This window comes from Pseudomonas putida group bacterium ESBL64, from assembly GCF_045277175.1.
In the GTDB taxonomy this organism is placed as follows: Bacteria; Pseudomonadota; Gammaproteobacteria; order Pseudomonadales; family Pseudomonadaceae; genus Aquipseudomonas; species Aquipseudomonas alloputida.
In genome coordinates, this window is the sequence record NZ_CP145799.1 from 568,894 (window position 1) to 589,010 (window position 20,117).

At 62.2% G+C, this 20,117-nt stretch carries 18 protein-coding genes; 10 read left to right on the forward strand and 8 right to left on the reverse strand.

The window, feature by feature from the left end; all coding sequences use genetic code 11:
• The first annotated feature begins 17 nt into the window (after positions 1 to 17).
• Positions 18 to 206 carry a hypothetical protein gene (locus V6093_RS02525; RefSeq protein ID WP_003248064.1) on the forward strand — a complete coding sequence of 63 codons (189 nt, stop codon included), beginning with the start codon at positions 18 to 20 and terminating at the stop codon, positions 204 to 206.
• A gap of 36 nt (positions 207 to 242) precedes the next feature.
• On the opposite strand, the gene V6093_RS02530 is transcribed toward V6093_RS02525, so the two are convergent.
• Positions 243 to 617 carry a hypothetical protein gene (locus V6093_RS02530; RefSeq protein WP_003248065.1) on the reverse strand — a complete coding sequence of 125 codons (375 nt, stop codon included), beginning with the start codon at positions 615 to 617 and terminating at the stop codon, positions 243 to 245.
• 217 nt (positions 618 to 834) lie between these two features.
• Between V6093_RS02530 and V6093_RS02535 the strand changes: the two genes are divergently transcribed.
• Positions 835 to 3,126 carry an acylase gene (locus V6093_RS02535; protein ID WP_406669820.1) on the forward strand — a complete coding sequence of 764 codons (2,292 nt, stop codon included), beginning with the start codon at positions 835 to 837 and terminating at the stop codon, positions 3,124 to 3,126.
• A 121-nt stretch (positions 3,127 to 3,247) separates the two neighbouring features.
• On the opposite strand, the gene V6093_RS02540 is transcribed toward V6093_RS02535, so the two are convergent.
• Positions 3,248 to 3,970: a UDP-2,3-diacylglucosamine diphosphatase gene (locus V6093_RS02540; RefSeq protein WP_047604957.1), complete on the reverse strand. Its 723-nt coding sequence runs from the start codon at positions 3,968 to 3,970 to the stop codon at positions 3,248 to 3,250.
• The gene (locus tag V6093_RS02545; RefSeq protein ID WP_003248071.1) at positions 3,967 to 4,467 is read right to left on the reverse strand and encodes a peptidylprolyl isomerase; all 501 of its coding nucleotides are present in this window, start codon (positions 4,465 to 4,467) and stop codon (positions 3,967 to 3,969) included. The genes V6093_RS02540 and V6093_RS02545 overlap by 4 nt, the downstream gene beginning before the upstream one ends.
• A 248-nt stretch (positions 4,468 to 4,715) precedes the next feature.
• Here V6093_RS02545 and V6093_RS02550 point away from each other — a divergent pair, with 248 nt between their 5' ends.
• On the forward strand, positions 4,716 to 6,419 hold the full coding sequence (locus tag V6093_RS02550; RefSeq protein WP_003248073.1) for a glutamine--tRNA ligase/YqeY domain fusion protein: 1,704 nt from the start codon (positions 4,716 to 4,718) through the stop codon (positions 6,417 to 6,419).
• Positions 6,420 to 6,428: 9 nt separating this feature from the next.
• Complete coding sequence (gene cysS / locus V6093_RS02555) at positions 6,429 to 7,811, forward strand: cysteine--tRNA ligase (protein ID WP_014591235.1); 1,383 nt, start codon at positions 6,429 to 6,431, stop codon at positions 7,809 to 7,811.
• 129 nt (positions 7,812 to 7,940) lie between these two features.
• Here the strand turns inward: cysS and V6093_RS02560 are convergent, their stop codons facing one another.
• The 3 genes from V6093_RS02560 to csiR form a co-directional block, all read right to left on the reverse strand.
• Positions 7,941 to 9,332, reverse strand: a complete 1,392-nt coding sequence (locus V6093_RS02560; protein WP_012052534.1) for a HAMP domain-containing sensor histidine kinase — start codon at positions 9,330 to 9,332, stop codon at positions 7,941 to 7,943.
• The gene (locus V6093_RS02565; protein WP_003248078.1) at positions 9,310 to 9,990 is read right to left on the reverse strand and encodes a response regulator transcription factor; all 681 of its coding nucleotides are present in this window, start codon (positions 9,988 to 9,990) and stop codon (positions 9,310 to 9,312) included. Before V6093_RS02565 ends, V6093_RS02560 begins: the two co-directional genes overlap by 23 nt.
• 74 nt (positions 9,991 to 10,064) lie before the next feature.
• On the reverse strand, positions 10,065 to 10,760 hold the full coding sequence (csiR, locus tag V6093_RS02570) for a DNA-binding transcriptional regulator CsiR (RefSeq protein WP_088512232.1): 696 nt from the start codon (positions 10,758 to 10,760) through the stop codon (positions 10,065 to 10,067).
• A gap of 195 nt (positions 10,761 to 10,955) precedes the next feature.
• Here csiR and glaH point away from each other — a divergent pair, with 195 nt between their 5' ends.
• The 6 genes from glaH to proP all read left to right on the forward strand — a co-directional run bounded on the left by glaH (position 10,956) and on the right by proP (position 18,652).
• Entirely contained in the window at positions 10,956 to 11,933 is a 978-nt protein-coding gene (gene glaH / locus V6093_RS02575; protein ID WP_003248080.1) for a glutarate dioxygenase GlaH, read from the forward strand.
• 114 nt (positions 11,934 to 12,047) lie between these two features.
• Positions 12,048 to 13,298 carry an L-2-hydroxyglutarate oxidase gene (gene lhgO / locus V6093_RS02580; RefSeq protein WP_019751791.1) on the forward strand — a complete coding sequence of 417 codons (1,251 nt, stop codon included), beginning with the start codon at positions 12,048 to 12,050 and terminating at the stop codon, positions 13,296 to 13,298.
• 150 nt (positions 13,299 to 13,448) lie between these two features.
• Positions 13,449 to 14,840, forward strand: coding sequence for a GABA permease (gene gabP / locus V6093_RS02585; RefSeq protein WP_406669691.1), 1,392 nt, complete (start codon positions 13,449 to 13,451; stop codon positions 14,838 to 14,840).
• Between the two features lie 87 nt (positions 14,841 to 14,927).
• On the forward strand, positions 14,928 to 15,821 hold the full coding sequence (locus V6093_RS02590) for a PA4780 family RIO1-like protein kinase (RefSeq protein WP_003248085.1): 894 nt from the start codon (positions 14,928 to 14,930) through the stop codon (positions 15,819 to 15,821).
• A gap of 195 nt (positions 15,822 to 16,016) precedes the next feature.
• Positions 16,017 to 16,991, forward strand: coding sequence for a porphobilinogen synthase (hemB, locus tag V6093_RS02595; RefSeq protein WP_010953815.1), 975 nt, complete (start codon positions 16,017 to 16,019; stop codon positions 16,989 to 16,991).
• Between the two features lie 158 nt (positions 16,992 to 17,149).
• On the forward strand, positions 17,150 to 18,652 hold the full coding sequence (gene proP / locus V6093_RS02600) for a glycine betaine/L-proline transporter ProP (RefSeq protein WP_047604954.1): 1,503 nt from the start codon (positions 17,150 to 17,152) through the stop codon (positions 18,650 to 18,652).
• Here the strand turns inward: proP and V6093_RS02605 are convergent, their stop codons facing one another.
• Together V6093_RS02605 and V6093_RS02610 are read right to left on the reverse strand one after the other, a co-directional pair.
• A complete protein-coding gene (locus V6093_RS02605; RefSeq protein WP_003248091.1) occupies positions 18,653 to 19,354 on the reverse strand; it encodes a YoaK family protein in 702 nt (233 codons plus the stop codon).
• 9 nt (positions 19,355 to 19,363) lie between these two features.
• Complete coding sequence (locus V6093_RS02610) at positions 19,364 to 19,993, reverse strand: riboflavin synthase (RefSeq protein WP_003248093.1); 630 nt, start codon at positions 19,991 to 19,993, stop codon at positions 19,364 to 19,366.
• Positions 19,994 to 20,117: the final 124 nt, after the last annotated feature.

Below are 20,117 nucleotides of genomic sequence, written 5' to 3' on the forward strand. Positions count from 1 at the left end.
GTTGCAAGGAACATTCGATGACACACGTGCAGCGCCTCAAATATTCACTTCTGATCATCCTGGTGGTACTGGGCCTGATGCTGGGCCTGTCCCACCTGCAGAAGCAGGGCACGATCAGTGAGCAGACCTTCCAGATGCTGGCCATCGCCATTGCCGTGGTGGTCGTGGTGATCAACGGCATTCTGCGGCGCAAGGTCAAGCCCTGATCTGCGCGGGCCGGCCAGGTATGGCCGGCCATGCGCTCAGCGCGAGGGTGTTTGCTCCAGTACGGCGCGCGCCTGGGGGTTGAGCCTGTAGCACTTGTCGCTACCCAGTTGTATGACGCCTTCGGTACACAGGCGCTTGAGCACTTCACGCACACTGAGGAACGACAGCGGGATATCCAGCTGTTCCAGTTGTGCGTGCACCCCGCGTACGCCAATACTGCGGCCATTGCGGTCGGCGGCGTGCAAGGCATCGATAACCTTGAGGCGGATCAGGCTGGTGCGCAGGCCGAAGGTGCGCAACAGCTCGCGGATCTGTTCGTTGCCGATTCGTTCTTCAGCAAATACGTCCTGTTCCTTGGACGCTTTGCCTGGCGCGCGCCCGGCCTGGATCGAGGTTTGCGGGTTGTACATGCGAATGCTCCTTTTCGTGGACGAACCCGAAATGTGGGTGGCTCACTTACTAGGACGAATGAGAACGCAAAAACTGCAACCCATTCGTGAAAAAAATGCCTGTTTCTCATCAAGACGTTCCATCGCCTTGTAATACGTAAAATATTCATCTGGCCATTCGTCTGATCGGGATGACCCCCGAACCCGAGGAGTGCCCGTGTTTCCACTTTGCCGTCCCATGACTTGCGCCGGCCTGGCCGCTGCCCTGGTGGCCTTCAGCGTCGGTGTGCAGGCGCAGCCCGCGATAGCCGACGCCAGTGCCCAGATCCGCTATACCCGATACGGCGTACCGCATATCGTGGCCAAGGATGAGCGTGGCCTGGGCTATGGCGTCGGCTATGCCTACGCCCAGGACAACCTATGCCTGCTCGCCAATGAAGTGCTGACCGTGAGCGGTGAGCGCTCACGCTATTTCGGCGCCAAGGGCAAGACCCTGGAGCAGCGTGACAACCTGACCAGCGACCTGTTCTTCACCTGGCTCAATAGCCCAGCGGCGGTCGATGCCTTCCTGCAGGCGCAACCCGTGCCGGTGCAGGCATTGCTGGCGGGATACGCCAGCGGCTACAACCGGGCGTTGGTCGAACGCCGTCGTCAAGGGCTGCCCGCCGAGTGTGGTGATGGTGAGTGGGTGCGGCCCATCAGCAGCCAGGATCTGGTCAAACTGACCCGCCGTTTACTGGCCGAGGGCGGTGTCGGGCAGTTCGTCGAGGCGTTGGCAGGGGCGCAACCGCCAACGCTGGCCCGTCAGCAATCATCAGCGGGCTTTGCCAGCGCGTTGGCCCGGCAGGAGCGGTTCGCCGCGGAGCGCGGCAGCAATGCGGTGGCAGTAGGCGCGCAGCGTTCAGCCAATGGCCGCGGCCTGTTGCTGGCCAACCCGCACTTCCCGTGGATGGGCGGCATGCGCTTCTACCAGATGCAACTGACCATTCCCGGCCAGCTTGATGTGATGGGCGCGGCGCTACCGGGCCTGCCGGTGGTCAACATCGGTTTCAACCAGCACCTGGCGTGGACGCACACCGTCGACACCTCCAAGCACTTCACGCTCTACCGCCTGCAACTCGACCCCAAAGACCCGACCCGCTATGTGCTCGATGGCAAGTCGCTGCCGATGGCCCGGCAAACCATCCGTGTCGCGGTCAAAGGCACGGATGGCAGCCTGAGCCAGGTTGAGCGGCCGGTCTACAGTTCGCAGTTCGGCCCGGTGGTGCAATGGCCAGGCCGCCTGGACTGGGATGCGCAGGCGGCCTACAGCGTGCGAGACGCCAACCTCGAGAACTCACGGGTGTTGCAGCAGTGGTACCAGATCAACCGAGCCGACAGCCTGGTGGCATTGAAGGGATCGGTCGAGCAGTTGCAAGGTATCCCTTGGGTCAACACGCTGGCCGTGGACCAGAGAGGGCGGGCCTTGTACCTGAATCAGTCGGTAGTACCCTATGTTGACCAGCAACTGTTGGATACCTGCAGCAACCCGCAGGCGCAAGGGCGCCTGGTGGTGCTGGATGGCTCGCGGAGCGCATGCCAGTGGAAGGTTGACGCGCAGGCGGCGCAACCGGGCATCTTCCCGGCGCGGCTGCTGCCAAGCCTGGAGCGTGAAGACTTCGTACAGAACTCCAACGACCCGGCCTGGATGGCCAACCCGGCGCAGCCGCTGACCGGCTACTCGCCACTGGTCAGCCGCAATGACCAACCACTGGGCATGCGTGGCCGCTTTGCCTTGCAACGCCTACAGAGCAAAGCCCGGTTAGGTGTAGATGAATTGCAGCGCATGGTCACCGATGACGAGGTGTACCTGGCCAGCCTGGTGTTGCCAGACCTGCTGCAATGGTGCAAGGGTGCCAGCGCAGATGTGCAGGCCGTGTGCAGCAGCCTGACCGCCTGGAACGGCAAGGCCGACCTCGACAGTGGTATGGGCCTGGTGCACTTCCAGAACCTGTTCAATGCGCTGGCCGAGCACCCGGAAAGTTGGCGAGTGGCATTCAACCCGGCCGACCCGCAGCACACCCCGCGCGGCCTGGCTGTCGAGCAGGCGGCGGTGAGCAGGTTGGTACATCAGGCTGCACTGGCGTCGCTCAAGCAGGTCAGTGAAAGTGGCGTGGCCGGGGAAGCGCGCTGGGGGCAGGTGCAACAGGCCCTTGATGGTACGCCGGTACCGGGCGGCCCGCAGGCGCTAGGGGTGTACAACGCGATCTACAGCGTGCCGCACGGGCAGGGCAAGCGGCTGGTGGTGAGTGGCACCAGCTACCTGCAACTGGTCAGCTTTACCGACAAGGGGCCAGAAGCCCGTGGCCTGCTTGCGTTTTCCCAGTCGAGTGAGAAGGCTTCGGCGCATGCCAGTGACCAGACCAAGGCATTTGCGGCCAAGCAACTGGCGGTGATTCCGTTTACCGAAGCTCAGATCAAGGCAGACCCGGCGTATCGGGAAGTGGTGATCAGTGAGCGGGACAAGGGGGTGGTAGTCAGCCAGCCCTGAAGCGTCAGCCTGCGCCGGCCCATTCACGGGTAAACCCGCTCTCACAGGAAACTCTCCGCTTGCAGCGTTGATGCGGAGCCTGTGGGAGCGGGTTTACCCGCGAAGAAGGCGACCCGCCGGGTCAGGAAAACTCGAACGGCGCCAGCTGAAAGCCCTGCTCGTCAACCTGCAAGGCCCAACCGCGGCGGTCCCAGTCGCCCAGTACGATACGCCGTGCCGGCTGGCCATCGACCACCAGCTTGTGAATCGCTGGCCGATGGGTATGGCCATGCACCAAGGTGCGCACGCCATGCGCCGCCATTACCTTGGGGACTTCCTCTGGCGTGACGTCGACGATTTCGGTGGACTTCATCCGCACTTGCGTGCGGCTTTCGCTGCGCAGCTTGCGTGCCAGCTTGTAGCGGGCCGACAGCGGCAGGTGGCGCAGGATCCACAAGCTCAGCGGATTGCGCAGCAGGCGGCGCATCTTCATGTAGCCCAGGTCGCGGGTGCACAGGGTGTCGCCATGCATCAGCAGCACCTGTTCACCGCCCAGCTCGATCACGCTGGGGTCGTGCAACAAGGTGCAACCAGCGGCATCGCAGAAGGCCTGGCCAATCAGGAAGTCACGGTTGCCATGCATCAGGTAGATGGCCGTGCCACTGTCGCTGAGCCGGCGCATGGCCTGGCAGATCGACTGCTGGAAGGGCGTCATGGCATCGTCGCCAATCCACGCTTCGAAGAAGTCACCAAGGATGTACAGGGCCTTGGCGTGGCGGGCGCGGCCATCGAGCAGATCAAGAAACGCCCGGGAAATATCCGGGCGTTCTTCTTGCAGGTGCAGATCAGAGATCAGCAGAATCACTCAATGATCTCGGCTTTCTCGATGATCACGTCGTCCTTCGGTACGTCCTGGTGGCCAGCTTTGGAACCGGTGGCCACTTTTTCGATGGCGTCGACCACTTCACGGCCTTCGATCACTTCACCGAATACGGCATAACCCCAGCCTTGCACGTTCTTGCCGCTGTGGTTGAGGAAGTCGTTGTCGGAGGCGTTGATGAAGAACTGCGCCGAGGCGGAGTGCGGCTCCATGGTACGGGCCATGGCAATGCTGTACTTCTTGTTCTTCAGGCCGTTGTCGGCTTCGTTCTGGATGCTGGCGCGGGTTTTCTTCTGGCTCATGCCGGCCTCGAAGCCGCCGCCCTGGATCATGAAGCCTTTGATCACACGGTGGAATACGGTGCCATTGTAGTGGCCGTCCTTGACGTACTGAACGAAGTTTTCGGTAGTCAGTGGCGCTTTCTCGGCGTCCAGTTGCAGGACGATGTCGCCGTGGTTGGTGGTCAGTTTGACTTTGGACATGCTGAAACTCGCTCTTTCAAGGCAATCAGAAATTAGGGTGCGCAGGGCGCCGGTTATCACCTGACGTATGTTCAGGCGATCACGACACATGGCGCGCACTGGCCATTTTGCCAGGCTGCGGCAAAAAGCCGTGATAAATCACATCAGTTTGTCCGGGCCCGACTGTCAGCAGCTTGACTGCTTCGGCTATGATAGGCCCTTTGATTCAATCGGCCTACCCAGGCTGGACACACGCATTCAAGGATCCTATGAGCAAGCCCACTGCCGACAACGCGCCCAACGCCGCTGCCAAAGGCGCCCCCGCTGTCCCTGCGAACTTCCTGCGGCCGATCATCCAGGCCGACCTGGACTCGGGCAAGCACAGCAGTATCGTCACCCGTTTCCCGCCGGAGCCCAATGGTTATCTGCACATCGGCCACGCCAAGTCGATCTGCGTCAACTTCGGCCTGGCCAAGGAATTCGGCGGCGTCTGCCACCTGCGCTTCGACGATACCAACCCGGCCAAGGAAGACCAGGAGTACATCGACGCCATCCAGAGCGATGTGAAGTGGCTGGGCTTCGACTGGGCCGGCGACGTGCGCTATGCCTCCGACTATTTCGATCAGTTGCACGACTGGGCGGTCGAGCTGATCAAGCGCGGCAAGGCCTACGTCTGCGACCTCACCCCTGAGCAAGCCAAGGAATACCGCGGCAACCTCAAGGAGCCGGGCAAGAACAGCCCGTTCCGCGAGCGCAGCGTGGAAGAAAACCTCGACCTGTTCGCCCGCATGAAGGCTGGCGAATTCCAGGACGGCGAGCGTGTGCTGCGGGCCAAGATCGACATGGCCTCGCCAAACATGAACCTGCGCGACCCTATCCTGTACCGCATTCGCCATGCCCACCACCACCAGACCGGCGACAAGTGGTGCATCTACCCCAACTACGACTTCACCCACGGCCAGTCGGACGCCATCGAGGGCATTACCCACTCGATCTGCACCCTTGAGTTCGAAGGGCATCGTCCGCTGTACGACTGGTTCCTCGACAACCTGCCGGTGCCGGCACACCCGCGCCAGTACGAGTTCAGCCGCCTGAACCTGAACTACACCATTACCTCCAAGCGCAAGCTCAAGCAGCTTGTGGACGAGAAGCACGTCGACGCCTGGGACGACCCACGCATGTCGACCTTGTCCGGCTTCCGTCGCCGTGGCTACACGCCGGCTTCGATTCGCAACTTCTGCGAAATGATCGGCACCAACCGTTCCGACGGTGTGGTCGACATGTCGATGCTCGAGTTCAGCATCCGTGACGACCTGGACCGCACCGCGCCACGCGCGATGTGTGTGCTGCGCCCGCTGAAAGTGGTCATCACCAACTACCCTGAAGGCCAGGTCGAGCAGCTTGAGCTGCCACGTCACCCGAAGGAAGACATGGGCGTGCGTGTGCTGCCGTTCTCCCGCGAGCTGTACATCGACCGCGACGACTTCATGGAAGAGCCGCCGAAGGGCTACAAGCGCCTGGAACCGGCCGGTGAAGTGCGCCTGCGCGGCAGCTACGTGATTCGTGCTGACGAAGCCATCAAGGACGCCGACGGCAATATCGTCGAACTGCGTTGCTCGTACGACCCGGACACCCTGGGCAAGAACCCGGAAGGCCGCAAGGTCAAGGGCGTGATCCACTGGGTGCCGGCCGAGGGCAGCGTCGAGTGCGAAGTGCGTCTGTACGACCGCCTGTTCCGCTCGCCGAACCCGGAAAAGACCGAGGAGGGCGGCAGCTTCCTGGACAACATCAACCCGGCTTCGCTGCAAGTACTCAGCGGGTGCCGTGCCGAGCCGTCGCTGGCCCAGGCGCAGCCCGAGGACCGCTTCCAGTTCGAGCGTGAAGGCTACTTCTGCGCCGACCTGAAAGACAGCCAGCCGGGCCGCCCGGTGTTCAACCGCACTGTCACCCTGCGTGACTCCTGGGGCAGCTGAGGAACCGCCGTGCTTACCATCTACAACACCCTGAGCAAAACCAAGGAAGTCTTCAAGCCGCTGGATGGCAACAAGGTGCGCATGTACGTGTGCGGCATGACCGTGTACGACTACTGCCACCTGGGCCATGGCCGCAGCATGGTGGCGTTCGACCTGGTCACCCGCTGGCTGCGCAAGAGCGGCTACGAGTTGACCTATGTGCGCAACATCACCGACATCGATGACAAGATCATCAACCGGGCGAACGAGAACGGCGAAAGTTTCGACGCCCTGACCGCCCGCATGATCGACGCGATGCACGAAGACGAGCGCCGCCTGAACATTCTGCCGCCGGACCAGGAGCCGCGTGCCACCGACCATATCGCTGGCATGCACGCGATGATCCAGACCCTGATCGACAAAGGGTACGCCTACGCGCCAGGCAATGGCGATGTGTACTACCGGGTCGGCAAGTTCGTCGGCTACGGCAAGCTGTCGCGCAAGAAGATCGAAGACCTGCGTATCGGTGCACGCATCGAGGTCGACGAAGCCAAGCAGGACCCGCTCGACTTCGTCCTGTGGAAGGGCGTCAAGCCGGGCGAGCCAAGCTGGGAATCGCCATGGGGCCCGGGTCGCCCGGGCTGGCACATCGAGTGCTCGGTCATGTCCACCTGCTGCCTGGGCGAGAGCTTCGACATTCACGGCGGCGGCAGCGACCTGGAGTTCCCGCACCACGAGAACGAGATTGCCCAGAGCGAGGCGGCCACCGGCAAGCAGTACGCCAACGCCTGGATGCATTGCGGCATGATCCGTATCAACGGCGAGAAGATGTCCAAGTCGTTGAACAACTTCTTCACCATCCGCGACGTGCTCGAGAAGTACCACCCGGAGGTGGTGCGCTACCTGCTGGTGGCCAGCCACTACCGCAGCGCGATCAACTACTCGGAAGACAGCCTGCGTGACGCCAAGGGCGCGCTGGAGCGCTTCTACCACGCCCTGCGCGGCCTGCCACGGGTGGCGGCCAAGGGTGGCGAAGCGTTTGTCGAGCGCTTCAGCGTGGCGATGAACGACGACTTTGGCACCCCTGAAGCCTGTGCCGTTCTGTTCGACCTGGTGCGCGAGATCAACCGCCTGCGCGACAGCGACGTGGAGGCTGCTGCTGGCCTGGCCGGTCGACTGCGCGAGCTGGGTGATGTGCTGGGTGTGCTGCAGCTGGAGGCCGATGACTTCCTGCGTGCCGGTGCCGAAGGCAAGGTCGATGCGGCTGAAGTCGAGGGCTTGATCCAGGCGCGCCTGCAGGCGCGTGCGGACAAGAACTGGGCTGAGTCCGACCGCATTCGCGATCAGCTGACCGCCATGGGTGTAGTGCTGGAAGACAGCAAGGGCACGACGACCTGGCGCCTGGCTGACTAAAGCAACTGGGGCTGCGTTGCAGCCCTTCGCGGGCATGCCCGCTCCCACAGGGATAGCGCACACTTGAAATGTCGCGCCAACCTGTGGGAGCGGGCGTGCCCGCGAAGGGCCGCAAAGCGGCCCCCGCTTTTACTTCACTAGGCCCGCAAGCGGGCAGTGCAATACCAGCCTGGCCCCACCCAATTCGCTTTCGCCAATCTCCAGCCCGAACCCATGCAGGTCGACGATTGCCGCCACGATCGACAACCCCAGCCCGAAGCCGGCATGGCGGTGGCCTTCATCGCTGCGATAGAACCGTTTCAGTACGGCCGTCCGCTCTTCTTCGGGAATACCTGGCCCGCTATCCTCGATCGCCATGTGCACGCCGTTGTCATCCAGCGTGGCGCTTATGCGCACCCGACCACCCTCGGGCGTAAACTTGATCGCGTTGCCCACCAGATTCGCCAACGCCTCGAACAGCAGCTCGCGATCGCCGTGCAGTGCCGGTAGCTGCGCAGGTTGGTGCAATTGCAGATGAATGCCGCCATCTTCGGCCAATGGCAGGTAAAAATCGTGCAGTTCTACCAGCAGTTCATGCGGGTCAAGCTGGACGAAGCCGGCGCGGCGCTGGCGGTCTTCCAGCTCGCTGATGCGTAACAACCCGCGAAAGCGCGCCATCAAGGTGTCGGTTTCGCCGATGGCCTGGTCCAGCGCTTCGGCTTGCGCAGAATCCACGTCGCTTTGCTGGCGAATACGGTACAGCTGGGCGCGCAGACGGGTCAGCGGTGTGCGCAGGTCATGGGCAATGTTGTCGCATACACCCTTGACCTCATGCATCAGCCGTTCGATACGGTCGAGCATGGCATTGACGATCGCCGCAAGCATGTCCAGCTCGTCGCGACGGGCCGACAGTGGCAGGCGGTGGGTCAGGTCGCCGGCGACGATCAGTTCGGCCTGGGCCTGGATCGCCCGTATACGCTTGAGCGGCCTGCGCCGTAGCAGGTACCAACCGGCAAAACCCGGGATCAGGGTCAGCGAGATGCCCCAGAGCAGGGCGTGCAGGATGATCCGGGTAACCACGAACAACGAGCCATTGTCACGCACCAGCACCAGCCACCGGCCATCCTGTACCTTGATTGCCACCGCGTCGCAGCTGTCGCGGGGCATGCGTGGGTCGTCGGCATCCAGGCAGCGTTCCAATTCATGGATCTTGCCGTCCAGTCTGAGCTCTGGGGGCAAGGCTCGCACGGTGCCGCCAATCGGGTTGAGCTGGCTATCGAACAGGCCGTAGGCGTCAAAGCTGCGCTCCTCGAAGGCCTGGCTGGCAATCAGGGCGTCGTCCAGTTGCTTGCCGCTCATGTGGGCGAACAGGTGCTGGCGTTGCAGCATGGAGTGACGGGTGAGTTTGTTCAGGTAGCTGGATACCTCGAAGTACAGCACCCCCATGAGGATGCTGCTCCAGGCCACGAACAGAAAGCTGTACAGCGCCAGCAGGCGGCTGGTCGAAGAGCTCCAGCCTTTAGACGGGTTCAGCAATGGCATAGCCGGAGCCCCGTACCGTACGGATCAGCGGCGACTGGCCGGGTGAGTCGATCTTTTTGCGCAGGCGGCCAATGTGCACGTCGATCAGGTTGGTGCCCGGGTCGAAGTGATAGCCCCAGACCTCCTCGAAAATCATCATCCGCGTGATCACCTGGCCGCTGTGGCGCATCAGGTACTCCAGCAGCTTGTATTCGGTGGGCAACAGGTTGAGGGTGTTGTCACCGCGGCGCGCTTCGTGGCTGATCAGGTCCAGCTGCAGATCGGCAACCTGCAAGCGGGTCTGGGTCATGGGGACGCTGTTACGGCGCAGCAGTACCTCGACTCGCGCAGCCATTTCGTCGGAGGCGAACGGCTTGGTCAGGTAGTCGTCCCCGCCAGCACGCAGGCCGCGCACCCGCTCATCGACGTCGGAGAGGGCGCTGATCATCAGGATCGGCGTAGCGATCTTGAGGTTGCGCAGGGTGGTGACGATGGTCAGGCCGTCCACCTCGGGCAGCATGCGGTCCAGGGTGATCAGGTCGTAGCCGCCCGCAATGGCTTTGGCCAGGCCTTCACGGCCATTGTCGGCCCAATCCACTTCCAGGCCGTGGCTGGTAAGTTCGGCGACGATTTCCTGGCCGGTGACGGCGTCGTCTTCGATGGTCAGTACGCGAGGCATGCTGGTTCCTGGGCATCTAATGGAGATCTGATTGTGCCAAAGAATAGACAACCGGCGATTTAAGAAAAATTCATCTAGCGGGCACCGATGCCTTCGGCATGCATGATCTGCGCAATGATCGGTACCGGTGTCATCAGGTGCGAGCGCATCATGGCGCTGGCAGTTTTGGCATCCCGGGCGAGGATCACCTCGACCAGTGCCGCATGCTCCTGGCGCTTGAGCGCCAGCGCCTGTTCGGAAAACACCGTCTGCGTCAGCCACAGGTGGCGGTAGCGCTCGGCCTGGTCGAACAGGTAGGTGCGCGCCTGCAGCAGGTGCTTGGAGCCGCAGCCCGAGGCAATGGCAGTATGGAACGCCTTGTGCCGCTCGTCCCACACATCCAGCCGCTGCTCGCGGGTTTTTACTTCCACCACCTTGGCCAAGGTATGCGAGTGGGCCAGCACCGACGCCTCCCAGGCGTCATCGCCGCGCTCGATGGCCAAGGCAATGATCATCGCTTCCAGGTTGGCGCGGGCGTCGTAGATGTCGTTCATCTCATCCAGCGACATGGGCGCTACCCGGTAGCCTTTCTGGCTGATCGCGTTGACCAGGTGCTCGGCCACCAGTTGCGACAGTGCTTCGCGCAGCGGGCCCACACCCAGGTCGTAGCGTTCCTTGAGGGTGCTCATCAACAGCTTTTCACCGGGCTTGAACACCCCGCGGATGATGTCCTTCTTGAGCCTCTCATACCCGCTGAATGCTGAGTTTTGTCGGGGGGCGAGCGCTTCCAAGATCCTGTTCCTCAAAACGTTTTGCCGATCATACCGAAACCCTCTGCCGACGAAAAACAATGGACAAACTCGGTTAGTGTCGTTGAAACATAAAAATGTAGACATTTTTAGTTAGTGGCGATATTTTTACCTCGCCCGCACTGATCCAGGTCATGACCGGACGGCGCCACCTACTTTTTTAGCCAGGACACTGCCATGAACGCCTTTACGCAGATCGACGAACTTGTCATGCCACTGCCGCTCGAACCGCAGGGCTACACCATCGCCCCCTCGAAACAGTCGCCGCGCCTGCTGGAACTGACCTTTGCCCGGGAAACTGTCGAAGCGTTCGTGCAGGCCGTTGCCCAATGGCCGGTGCAGGCATTGGAGTACAAGTCGTTCCTGCGTTTTCGTGTAGGCGAAATCCTTGACGAGCTGTGCCAGGGCACGCTGCGCCCGGTGCTGCTCAACACCATCCTCGACCGCGCCACAGGCGGCATGCTGATCACCCCGATCGGCCTGGATGACGTGAGCCAGGCCGAAGACATGGTCAAGTTCACCACCGCCTGTGCACACCTGATCGGCCGTTCCAACTATGACGCCATGAGTGGCCAGTTCTATGCGCGCTTCGTGGTGGTCAACAGCGACAACTCCGACAGCTACCTGCGCCAGCCGCACCGTGTGATGGAGCTGCACAACGACGGTACGTTCGTGAACCAGATCACCGACTATGTGCTGATGCTGAAGATCGACGAAAAGAACATGGAAGGCGGCAACTCGCTGCTGCTGCACCTGGACGACTGGGAGCAGTGCGAGGCGTTCTTCCGTCACCCGATGGCACGTCGCGAAATGCGCTGGACCGCACCGCCGAGCAAAAAGGTTGCCGAAGATGTGTTCCATTCGGTATTCGACACCGATACCGAAGGCCGGCCGACCATGCGCTACATTGACCAGTTCGTGCAGCCGGAAAACTACGAGGAAGGTATCTGGCTGAACGCCTTGTCCGAGTCGCTGGAAGGCAGCGGCAAGAAGGTCTCGGTGCCGGTAGGCGTAGGCAGTTTCCTGCTGATCAACAACCTGTTCTGGCTGCATGGCCGCGATCGCTTCACCCCGCACGAGGGCCTGCGCCGCGAACTGATGCGCCAGCGTGGTTACGTCGCCTTCCCCAAGCCGCTGTACCAGCGCGGGCAATAATGACAGGGCGCGGGGCGGGCGCTCGCCCACGCGTTTTTGCACAAAACAATGCCACCAGGCCCCGTGCGGGCCTTGGTGAGCCTGCCAGGCAATGCCTGCGTGTGAGGTAAGGCTGTGTACGATTTCATCATTATTGGCGGCGGGATTGTGGGCATGTCCACGGCCATGCACCTGATCAAGGTCTACCCGGACGCGAAGATTCTCCTGCTGGAGAAAGAGTCCGGCCCGGCCCGCCATCAGACCGGCCATAACAGTGGCGTGATCCACGCCGGCGTGTATTACACCCCCGGCAGCCTCAAGGCGCGCTTCTGCCTGGAAGGCAACAAGGCGACCAAAGCCTTCTGCACCCGGCACGGCATTCATTTCGATGAGTGCGGCAAGCTGCTGGTCGCCACCAACGATCTGGAAATGCAGCGCATGAAGGCGCTGTGGGAGCGCACGGCGGCCAATGGCCTGGAACGCTACTGGCTGTCGGCTGACGAGTTGCGCGAGCGTGAGCCCAACATCGTCGGTATGGGGGGCATCTTCGTGCCGTCCAGCGGCATCGTCAACTACGCCCAGGTCACCGCTGCGATGGGCGCAGAGTTCCAGCGTGCCGGCGGCGAAATCCGCTATGGCGCAGAAGTGGTTGGCCTGCAGGAACAGGCAAATGAAGTGATCGTGCGCACCCAGCGCGATGAATTGCGCAGCCGTTTCCTGGTGACCTGCTCGGGGCTGATGGCCGACCGCGTGGTGAGCATGCTCGGTCTGCGTACCGAATTCGTGATCTGCCCGTTCCGTGGCGAATACTACCTGCTGCCCAAGCAGCACAATCAGATCGTCAACCACCTGATCTACCCGATTCCCGACCCGTCGATGCCCTTCCTGGGGGTGCACCTGACCCGCATGATCGACGGCACCGTCACCGTAGGCCCCAACGCCGTGCTGGCGATGAAGCGCGAGGGCTACCGCAAGACCGATGTCAGCCCCAGCGACCTGTTCCAGACCCTGACCACGCCCGGCATCCTCAAGGTGCTGGCGAAGAACTTCCGCCCGGGCCTGATCGAGATGAAGAACTCGCTGTTCAAGGGCGGGTACCTCAAGCAGGTGCAGAAGTACTGCCCGAGCATTACCAAAGCCGACCTCACGCCTTACCCGGCCGGCGTGCGTGCCCAGGCGGTGTCGCGCGACGGCAAGCTGATCGACGATTTCCTGTTCGTCAACACCGCACGCAGTGTCAACGTGTGCAACGCACCGTCGCCAGCTGCTACCTCGGCCATCCCGATCGGCGCCTACATCGTCGAGAAGGTGTGCGAGCAGGTCGGCCTGCAGGGCGGCAGCTTCCCCAAGGCCGACCTGTCGGCCAACCAGAGGGCTGCCAGCTGACACCCCGGTAACACCTCCTGCGGTTTCGTTTTACTCAACCCGTACTGCCCTGCTCACCATTCAGGGCAGGGCGGGCTTTTTCGCGCCTGCGTCGGTGACGTGCAGCCGGCGGCCCCTGCGTGGGCATGACAAAAACAACAAGGTAGCGCCATGCAAACCCACAAGAACAATTTGAGTCATGGATTGAAATCACGGCATGTCACCATGCTGTCCATTGCCGGCGTGATCGGCGCCGGGCTGTTTGTCGGCTCTGGCCGCGCCATCGCCGAAGCGGGGCCTGCCACCATCCTGGCTTATATCCTGGCGGGCGGCCTGGTGGTGCTGGTGATGCGCATGCTGGCCGAAATGGCGGTTGCCTCCCCGGACACCGGCTCGTTCTCAACCTACGCTGACCTCGCCATCGGCAAATGGGCCGGTTACACCATCGGTTGGCTGTACTGGTGGTTCTGGGTGCTGATCATTCCGATCGAGGCCAATATCGCCGCTACCATCATCAACTCCTGGGTCCCGCAGATGGAGATCTGGGTGTTGTCGTTGGTGATCACGTTGCTGCTGACGGCCACCAACCTGTTCAGCGTGAAGAATTACGGTGAGTTCGAGTTCTGGTTGGCACTGGTCAAGGTGGTGGCCATCGTCAGCTTCATCGCCCTGGGTGTTTGCGCCATTTTCGGCCTGTTGCCGGGGGCTGGCGTCAGCGGCGTCTCGCGCCTGTGGGATACGGGGGGCTTCATGCCCAACGGCTTTGGTGCGGTGCTGAGCGCGATGCTGATCACCATGTTCTCGTTCCTCGGGGCCGAGGTGGTGACCATCGCTGCGGCTGAATCCGACGAGGCGGGCAAGCATATTTCCAAGGCCACCAATTCGGTGATCTGGCGGATAACGCTGTTCTACATCCTGTCGATCTTCATCGTCATCGCATTGGTACCGTGGACCGACCCACGCCTGGCGACCGAAGGCTCTTATGTCACGGTGCTGGACACCCTCGGCGTGCCAAATGCCAAGGCCATCATCGACTTCGTGGTGCTGACGTCGGTGACCAGTTGCCTCAATTCGTCGCTGTACACCGCCTCGCGCATGGTCTATTCGCTTAGCCGCCGGGGTGATGCCCCGGCCTGTGCCCAGATAACCAGCCGCAGTGGTACACCCGTGGTGGCAGTCTTGTTATCAACGGGGGCTGCCTTCCTGGCGGTGATCGCCAACTACCTGGTGCCGGCTCAGGTGTTTGGCTTCCTCATGGCCAGCTCCGGTGCCATTGCCTTGCTGGTGTATCTGGTCATCGCCATTTCCCAGCTGCGCCTGCGCCAGCGCCTGACGGCACAGGGCAAGACACTGGGTTACCGCATGTGGCTGTTCCCGTGGCTGACCTGGGGCGTGATCCTGTTCATCAGCGGCGTACTGGTATTGATGCTGTTCCGCCCGGATCATCGCCTGGAAGTGGTCTCGACGATGGTGCTGGCGGTGTTGGTGGTGTGCTCAGGGGTGCTGGTGACCCGGCGCCGGGCACGCGGCGGGGCGGTGGCTGGCGTAGGGCAGGGCGCCTGATTCGTCCGGTCTGAAGACAGACGAGCAAGTCGCATCAGGCTGTGAGAGGATGTCCGCCAACAAAGCCAGGACCCTGAACGCAGCCTGATGAAGACACCTAAAAGAATCGAACCGTTGATCGAAGACGGCCTTGTCGACGAAGTACTACGGCCGTTGATGAGTGGCAAGGAAGCCGCTGTGTACGTGGTGCGCTGTGGCAGCGAGGTACGCTGCGCCAAGGTCTATAAAGAAGCCAACAAGCGCAGTTTCCGCCAGGCCGCCGAATACCAGGAGGGCCGCAAGGTACGCAACAGCCGTCAGGCCCGGGCCATGGCCAAGGGCAGCAAGTACGGCCGCAAAGAAGCCGAAGATGCCTGGCAGAACGCCGAAGTGGCAGCGCTGTTCCGTTTGGCCGCCGCAGGTGTGAGGGTGCCCAAGCCTTACGACTTCCAGGACGGCGTGCTCCTGATGGAGCTGGTCACCGATGCCGATGGTGATGCGGCCCCGCGCCTGAACGACGTTCACCTCGAAGCGGAGGATGCCCGCGCGTTCCACGCCTTCGTCATTCGCCAGATCGTGCTGATGCTGTGCGCCGGAATGGTGCATGGCGACCTGTCCGAGTTCAACGTGCTGCTCGGCCCGGACGGGCCGGTGATCATCGACCTGCCGCAGGCAGTGGATGCAGCCGCCAACAACCATGCCTTCAGCATGCTGCAGCGCGATGTGGACAACATGGCCCATTATTTCGGGCGCTTTGCCCCGGAGCTGAAAAGCACCCGCTATGCGCAGGAGATGTGGGCGTTGTACGAGGCCGGCGAGTTGCTGCCCGACAGCCCGTTGACCGGGGTGTTCGAGGATGACGAACATGAAGCTGACGTAACCGGGGTGATGCGCGAGATCGACGCCGCCCGGATGGACGACGCTCGCCGCCGTGCAGCACGCGCCGAGGCTGAGCATGGGCCGGCCAAGGCAGAGGAAGTGACGCCGCCCTGGCTGCAGTAATTTATTCCTGTACCGGCCTCCTCTCGGGTAAACCCGCACCTACGGGATTTGTGGGCGCGGTTTTGCCCGCGAAGAGGCCAACACAGGCAAACCCCGGCCGTTGCCATTGACGCAAGACACAATCTCGTCATTTAGCCTTTTCACTGGCGCGCGACAGGCATAAGGTATACGCCGTTCAAATTCCCTGGAGCTGTCATGTCCAACCAATTCCCGTCCGTTCGTCCCCGCCGCCTGCGCCAGAACGAGTCCCTGCGCACGATCTTCCAGGAAACCGAGTTCCGCCTTGAAGACCTGATCCTGCCGATCTTCGTCGAAGAGGGCATCGATGATTTCGTGCCGATCACCAGCATGCCCGGTGTCAATCGTATCCCCGAGAAACTGTTGGCCCAGGAAATCGAGCGCTATGCCCGCGCCGGTATCAAGTCGGTGATGACCTTTGGCGTATCGCACCACCTGGATGCCGATGGCAGCGACACCTGGAACGAAAACGGCCTGGTTGCGCGCATGTCGCGTATCTGCAAGGACACCGTGCCGGAAATGGTGGTGATGTCCGACACCTGCTTCTGCGAATACACCAGCCACGGCCACTGCGGCGTGCTGCATGACCATGGCGTGGACAACGACGCCACCCTGGCCAACCTAGGCAAGCAGGCCGTCATCGCCGCTGCTGCCGGTGCCGACTTCATTGCCCCCTCGGCGGCGATGGACGGCCAGGTGCAAGCTATCCGCAGCGCGCTGGACGGTGCCGGCTTCCACGACACCGCGATCATGGCCTACTCGACCAAGTTCGCCTCGTCGTTGTATGGCCCGTTCCGTGAGGCCGGCGGCACTGCACTGAAGGGTGACCGCAAAAGCTACCAGATGAACCCGATGAACCGCCGCGAAGCGGTGCGCGAGTCGCTGCTCGACGAGCAGGAAGGCGCGGACGTGCTGATGGTCAAGCCGGCCGGTGCCTACCTTGATGTGATCGCCGACATCCGCGCTGCTTCGCGCCTGCCACTGGCGGCGTACCAGGTGAGTGGCGAGTATGCGATGATCAAGTTCGGCGGGCTGGCCGGTGCCATCGACGAAGGCCGGGTGGTGCGCGAAAGCATTGGCGCAATCAAGCGTGCTGGTGCAGACCTGATCCTGACCTACTTCGCCATGGACCTGGCGCGCGAAGGTATCTGAAGCCAGGCCTTGGGCATGAAAGCCGCTGCCATTGCAGCGGCTTTTCTTTGGGCGCCGTTGGGGGGTGCCGCAAACACACAAAAAAACAGTAAGCGCTGAATTATTTAGTGTCCCGTTGTATCTGATCCCTTAGAGCATTCATCGACAGGGATACGGGTATGAAACCTCGCAAGAAAAGCGTCCAGCCAATCGGCCTGAAGGACATCACCATCGTCGACGACGCCAAGATGAAGAAGGCGATCACGGCCGCCGCGCTGGGCAACGCCATGGAGTGGTTCGACTTTGGGGTATATGGCTTCGTCGCTTATGCCTTGGGCAAGGTGTTTTTCCCCAACGCCGACCCCAGCGTGCAAATGATCGCGGCCTTGGCCACCTTCTCGGTGCCGTTCCTGATCCGGCCCCTTGGCGGGTTGTTCTTCGGCGCCTTGGGCGACAGGTTCGGGCGGCAGAAAATCCTCGCCGCGACCATCGTGATCATGTCCCTGAGCACCTTCGCCATCGGCCTGATACCGTCCTATGCAAGCATTGGTATCTGGGCGCCGATCCTGTTGCTGCTGGCCAAGATGGCCCAGGGCTTTTCGGTGGGTGGTGAATACACCGGTGCCTCGATCTTCGTTGCCGAGTACGCGCCTGACCGCAAGCGCGGCTTTCTCGGTAGCTGGCTGGATTTCGGTTCGATTGCCGGCTTTGTATTGGGCGCAGGGGTGGTGGTGCTCATTTCCGCGGTGCTGGGTGAAGAAAAGTTCCTCGAATGGGGTTGGCGCCTGCCGTTCTTCCTGGCCCTGCCGCTGGGCATCATCGGCCTTTACCTGCGCCATGCGCTGGAAGAAACCCCTGCGTTCCAGCAGCACGTCGACAAGCTGGAACAGGGCGATCGTGAAGGCCTGGCCTCCGGGCCCAAGGTGTCGTTCAAGGAGGTGGCCACCCAGCACTGGCGCAGCCTGGTGACCTGCATCGGCGTGGTAATCGCCACCAACGTCACCTACTACATGCTGCTTACCTACATGCCCAGCTACCTGTCGCACAACCTGCACTACAGCGAAGACCATGGCGTGCTGATCATCATCGCGATCATGGTCGGCATGCTGTTCGTGCAGCCGATCATCGGTCTGCTCAGCGACAAGTTTGGCCGACGGCCGTTCATCATCGTCGGCAGTGTCGGCCTGCTGGCCTTGGCCATTCCGGCATTCATGCTGATCAACAGTGGGGTGCTTGGGCTTATTTTCGCCGGCCTGCTGATCATTGCCGTGCTGCTGAACTTCTTCATCGGCGTCATGGCCTCGACGCTGCCGGCCATGTTCCCCACGCACATCCGTTACAGCGCCCTGGCCAGCGCCTTCAATATCTCGGTGCTGATCGCCGGCCTTACCCCAACCCTCGCTGCGTGGCTGGTGGAGACCACAAACGACCTGTACATGCCGGCCTATTACCTGATGGTGATCGCTGCTGTCGGCCTGGTCACCGGCCTGACCATGAAGGAAACCGCCAACAAGCCCCTGCGCGGCGCCGCCCCTGCGGCGTCAGACATCGAAGAGGCGCGTGAACTGCTGCAGGAGCACCACGACAACATCGAGCAGAAGATCGAGGACATCGATGCGCAGATCGCCGAGTTGGAAGCCAAGCGCGAAAAACTGGCACAGCAGCACCCGCGTATCGAATGATCAGCGCGGCATGTAGCCACGCTGCCAGGAACGCGGTATGAACCGCGATACCAATGCCAGCACGCAGGCCAGCGCACAACTGCCGGCCAGCGCCTGCAGGCCCAGGTGTTGTTGCAACCAGGCGCCGAGCGCGGCGCCCAGCAACATCCCGGCCCAAGGTATCAACTGGACCCGCCAGCCATTGCGCCGCTCGCCCAGCAGCCAACGCCCCAGGCCGCGGCCGAAACGCGACAGGGCGCCCGTCACGTAAGTCAGGCCAATGGGCAGGCCATTCACCTGTTCCACGACCGCATTGATCATGCCCATGGCCAGCGTGGCCGCCAACAGCGCAGGGAAGGTGGCCGGCAACGGCCACGCTGCCGCGAAAGCCAGCAGTGCGGCAACCACCAACAGCACCGGCCAGGCTCGACGGCGCAATCCGCGAGCCAGGAGCACACCCAGCGCATTGCCCGCAACGAAGCCCAGTACGGCGCCACTGAGGCGTAGCACAAGGGCCAGGTCAGCTTCACTGATGGCCACCGCCAGGCGTGTGGTGTTACCACTCATGAACGACACGAAATCGCCCAGTGCCAGCAAGCCGATGGCATCGGTCATGCCGGCCAGCACCGACAGGGCGGCGACCAGGCCAAGGCCGACGCGACCGCGCATTACCTGCAGGCGCAAACGCCTGGCTGTGCGCGCGGGGAGGGCGTTAGGGAGCATGTGCAGGCCTCAGGGCAACAGGTTTTCGCGGGCCAGGGTACCTTTGATGGTGCGCTCTACCACATCGACCAGCACCATGGTCTGGTGGTCGACCTCGATGTTGAGCAGTTCACCTGTGTGGTAGCTGGCGAAGGTAGTCTGACGCAGGGTTTCCGGGATCAGGTTGATGGTGATCACGTTATCCTCCACGTCAGCGACCGTCAGGCTGCAGCCATTGACCCCGATGAAACCGCGCGGGAACACGTACTTGCCCCATCGCGGCGGCATGCGGAACTTGATGAAGGCGCCGGTTTCCTTGATCGACAGCTCGACGATCTCGGCGGTGGTGGCGATGTGGCCGGCCATCAGGTGGCCGCCGACTTCGGCGTTCATCTTCGCTGAGCGTTCGATGTTCACGCTCCGGCCAGGCTTGAAGCTGCTCAGATTGGTGCGTTCGAGGGTAGCGGTCATGGCGTCGAACCTGACCTGGCTGCCGTCGATTTCGGTCACGGACAGGCAGGTACCTTCGACACTGACGCTGGCACCGATTTTCAGTTCGTCGAGCAGTTCCGGGGTGAGGTCGATGGTGAATTGGTTGTGGCCCGGGTAGGTGGTCACATCAAGCAGAGGGCGGACGGCCTGGACGATGCCGGTGTACATGGAGTTGCTCCTGGGCACGGAAAAGAAAACTTCCGAACGCTATGCCCGTAGCGCCGTAAATGCAAGACCGGCTTCTTGGCTGGCAAGCCGGCTTGCGAGTCTGGCGCCTGCGCGGGGCAGGCGG